Annotated in this window: 3 protein-coding genes; 1 reads left to right on the forward strand and 2 read right to left on the reverse strand. The window is 52.4% G+C overall.

From position 1 onward, the window contains the following. Positions 1 to 655 precede the first annotated feature (655 nt). The gene (locus J7394_RS22695; protein ID WP_209256229.1) at positions 656 to 1,366 is read right to left on the reverse strand and encodes a hypothetical protein; all 711 of its coding nucleotides are present in this window, start codon (positions 1,364 to 1,366) and stop codon (positions 656 to 658) included. Positions 1,367 to 2,137: 771 nt separating this feature from the next. Between J7394_RS22695 and J7394_RS22700 the strand changes: the two genes are divergently transcribed. After that, positions 2,138 to 4,018, forward strand: a complete 1,881-nt coding sequence (locus J7394_RS22700) for an adenylate/guanylate cyclase domain-containing protein (RefSeq protein WP_209256230.1) — start codon at positions 2,138 to 2,140, stop codon at positions 4,016 to 4,018. Positions 4,019 to 4,092: 74 nt separating this feature from the next. Here the strand turns inward: J7394_RS22700 and J7394_RS22705 are convergent. After that, a partial coding sequence (locus tag J7394_RS22705) for a hypothetical protein (RefSeq protein WP_209256231.1) occupies positions 4,093 to 4,378 on the reverse strand: 286 nt, incomplete at its 5' end.

Consider the following 4,378-nt stretch of genomic DNA (forward strand, 5'->3'; position numbering starts at 1 on the left):
CAATATGATCCGCAAAGATCAATTCACGCCCGGACTCCGCCCGTTTCAGCAGTTTGTTCAACTGGCAGGCTAAACTGCCCACCAACCCCATTGATGCTCTGCCATCCAATAAGTTTGCGACAGAACCGTGAACAATCGATTTCACAAAGATGGAACCGATTGAACAGAGACGTCGGAGCTTTTGCTTTCAGCTGAGGGATCATCGTGTCACCACCGAGCCATCCCAGTGGTTTAGACCCATCTCCTTCCGAAGGGTCCAACGAGGCATGTAACGGTGCTTGATGATGAGGATGATCAGACTGTTCGTTTGATTTTCTGAACTGGTTGGCTTGGTAGTTTACGAAGCCAGATAAAAATTTGCGCAATTTCAAGTTGAGTCTCTACCGGTAAAATCTCTGTAAAGAGACAATAGACAAGTTCATCCTGATCGAAAGAGAATTTTGGGTTTGAGGCGATCTTGGCTGCCCGACAAAAGAGTGTTTTCGAAACACAATGACTCTGCCGATTCAGCGTATTGAGGCCATGAGGATTCGTGTCCTGAAATCGCGTCTGGTAGGGTAGGCGTTTTGTGTAGAAGCAGAATTTTGTCTCAAGACATTGAGAGCCTCAATTAAGTCAGGCAACTCGTTCCAGAGACTTTTGGGAAGTGCATCTGTTACTGATACTCAGCAAACCTTTCGCGCCAGTATTTTGTTGCGGCAATTGACGAACGAATTGATTGAGGATCGGTGACATCTACATTTCTGGCTGCCATCAAATGTGGAATAAGGGCTAGATTCTCAAATCCTGCGACGACCCCATAGTGGACGAAATGCGGATACAAAGCATCTTCAGCCGCACTCAGAGATTCCTCGTCATCAAAACCCTCCTCGTCGAAATTCTTTGCATTTTTAGTAAACTCCAATGAGGACGCATACGCTGTCCAAGGGGCAATAAGCGTCGATAGATGCCGAGGTTTGTGGAGAAAGAAGCCGATTAGCACCGAGTGAACATCTTCCGGATCGTCAAAGACTGACCTTGGAATAATCGCATCTTTCAACACAACTTGGCTCCAAGCGTCGTCGATAAATTCGTTACCTCTGACAAAGGCTCGACGGGCGATTGCGACCACCGGAATAGTAAGCCAGTCACCAACGGATTTGGTCCAACCCGTCTTTGGATAATTCAGGCGGTCAGCCAAATCAGCCGTTGAAACGCAGATACGCCACTCCTCTGGGGAGACGACATTGTTTAGGTAATCTCCTTCCTTGCAGGCCGCAAAAATCTCTCGGGTTTCGCTATTGGTCAGCAAAGCGTGTATTGCTTCCTGAAAGACTGGAAGCGCCGCTTCATAAGCTTTTTCCCAATCGGCGGATCGAAGTTTCATAGAGCTGCTCCAAGACTTTTTATGAACCCCTTATCTACCGGACGCTCCTACATGGGCAATGTTCTTGAGGGGGATTAGCGGATAGTGTGTCGCATTCTGGTGCAGCAGCCTGTCAAGCGAAACCGTGTTGGTAGCGACCGCTTTGTCCGCGTCTCGCTCATTGCCTGACGAAATTTCGCTGCGCCCGACACGAATGGCCGCTTTTTACGCCGCATTGCCGTGTTCAAGATGATGCCTGCGCGGCAAAATCTGTGCTGCGAGCACGCGCAGCGAAAAAACCAAATTCACAGGATGGGCTCTCTGCCGACCTAGGAGGCAGCGCAGCATGAGGGCTCCTATGCTGATTTTCTCAGTTGAGGATCGGCCCATTGCGGACCTTGGCCTTACCTTCAAGATGCTGCGGACGCAGCCCGCATTCCGGTCATTCGCTGCAAGCGCGAACTCCGGGCTTCGTTGAAATCTCCGATCGCGGACGAAGCAGGAATTTTGATAAGTGACACCGTTGTCCGGTTTCATTGCATCGCGGCATTTGCCCTCCTCTGTTGCCAACTCACTGGCGCAGCGTCGCCGACGCGGGAGCACAAATCGTAGCGCGAACCTGCGATAACTGACCCTCACCGCGCCGGCTGTGAATTGGGAAATAGCGAAATAGCTGCTGCCAGCAGTGGCTCAGACAAAGGGAGCTTTAGGGGTACGTGTCAACGGTCTTAAAGTTTCTGGATTAGTTGTAGCTTTCTGCCTAGCCTGTCTTCAACCTTTGGAGGTAGGAAATTGGAACGCCGCCTCGCCGCGATACTTGCCGCCGACGTCGTTGGCTACAGCCGTCTCATCCGCAATGATGAAGCCGGTACTCTGGAGATCGTCAAAACGCATCGCGAACGTCTATTCGAGCCAATTGTATCGGCGCGGAACGGACGCATTGTGAAATTGATGGGTGACGGGTTGCTGATTGAATTCGCAAGCGCCGTCGAGGCCGTTCGATGTGCAGTCGAAATGCAGTACTTCGTCGGGATCGAGAACAAGGACTTACCGGAAGACGCTCAGGTTCAATATCGGATAGGGATCAATGTCGGCGACATCGTGGTTGATCAGGACGACATTCAGGGCGATGGCGTCAACATCGCCGCCCGGCTGGAAAGCTTGGCCGAATCCGCCGGCATCTGTATGTCGGTCAACGTCTTCGATCAGGTTAAGGACAAACTCGACCTCAACATTGAAGATGCGGGAATGCATCAGGTCAAGAACATGGCGGAGCCGTTGCACGTATTCAGTTTGGCGCTTGATGAAAAGGCCACGGCTTTAGTATCGCCCATTGTGCGGAGTGCAGCAAAGCCTGCACAACGTCAGGTGGCAGTTGCCATCGGTGTCGTGCTTGCCGTGGTTTTGGGTGTGGCGGCATGGTGGCAGCCTTGGAATCCGGGTGCGATACCTTCCGCCAGCGGCGACCAATATCTGCCTGTGTCCGGTAAGCCGTCCATCGCGGTCCTGGCTTTCGACAATCTGAACAACGATCCGAGCCAGGACTACCTAAGTGATGGCCTGAGTGAGAGCATCCTGACAGCGCTGTCTCGGTTCTCAGACTTTTTTGTCATCGCGCGCAATTCGACCTTTTCATACAAGGACACGCCCGCAGAAGTGCAACAGATCGCGCAGGAACTCGGCGTGAGATACATCGTCGAAGGCAGTGTTCAGATCGCAGGGGAACGTTTGCGCGCAAATGCACAATTAATCGATGCCACTACCGGCAAGCATCTCTGGGCCGATCAATACGACCGCGAACTGCAAGACATATTTGACGTTCAAGATGAGATTACCCGAACCATCGCTTCAACGTTGAGTACTAGTATCGATCTCGCGGAGTATGACCGTTTAAAGCACCAGCCCACTGACAGCCTCGGGGCCTATGAACTCTCCAGGCGTGCTGAGGAACACTCGCTTAGATTCAGCAAGATGGACAATATTCAAGCACAGCGACTAAGTGAGCAAGCGATTGCGCTCGATCCAAACTTCGCGGGCGCATATGCCGAACTTGCCTGGGCGCATTCCTTTGGGTACCGCTTTGGTTGGAGCGAAGATCTTTCACGCGAAGAATCCCTCGATCTTGCCTTTGAAATGGCCAGAAAGGCGATTGACCTGGAACCCCTTAATTTTGCTGGCTACGCCGTTCTGGCTTATGCGACGATGTATGGCGGTGATCTCGACCGGGCGGTAACACTGTATGACAAGGCTATCTCTCTGAATCCGAATTCTGCAGGCACCCTCGTGAACTCAACTGACCCGCTGGTCTATAGCGGACGCGCCGATGAAGCCGTTGAACGGATGCTTTCGGCCATTCGCCTCAACCCGCATCATCCCGATTGGTATCTGTGGAATCTGGGTTGGGCACAGTATTTTGCGGAGGACTACGCTGGCGCACTTGCTTCGATTGAAAAGATGAACGAGGTCCCGGATCGGCTAAGACGCACGCTTGCGCCGATACTCTTGCGGTTGGGGCGAGAAGAGGAAGCGAAAACGATGATCGAACAGTTTTTGGAAGACAACCCTAACTACAGCATCGAAGAGGCAAGGAATGCGCCGTTCGAGAGTGACGATTACCTCAACCGATGGCTGGATGACTTACGCAGACTAGGGGTACCGGAAACCAAGATTTGAATGACTGAGTTGGAATAGCTGTCGCGACAAAGGCAGCGCAGGGCAGGCTGTGGCGGTAATACAGACTAATGTAACTAAAAGCGTCCGGCTTTCCGCTCGCGCCAATGGCGCGGATTTCCACAGTCGGGAACCCACCGCTGCATTTCAAATGTCCTAAACAGGAGACGAAGGCAGCCGGTCTTCGGTTTGCCGGGTCGTTCATCTTGCAAGACGGTGCCGCAGTGCAGCTTCATCAAACCTGATGGTGTGGATGGCTCCTGCTCCAACGGGCGTCGCAATGCGCCATAGTGCAGTTGTCTAAGACTGCTTATGAGAGGAGCCACCCCATGCAAGTTACCACAATCGGCGTTGATCTGGCCA

It is taken from the genome of Ruegeria sp. R13_0, from assembly GCF_017743995.1.
Classification (GTDB): domain Bacteria; phylum Pseudomonadota; class Alphaproteobacteria; order Rhodobacterales; family Rhodobacteraceae; genus Ruegeria.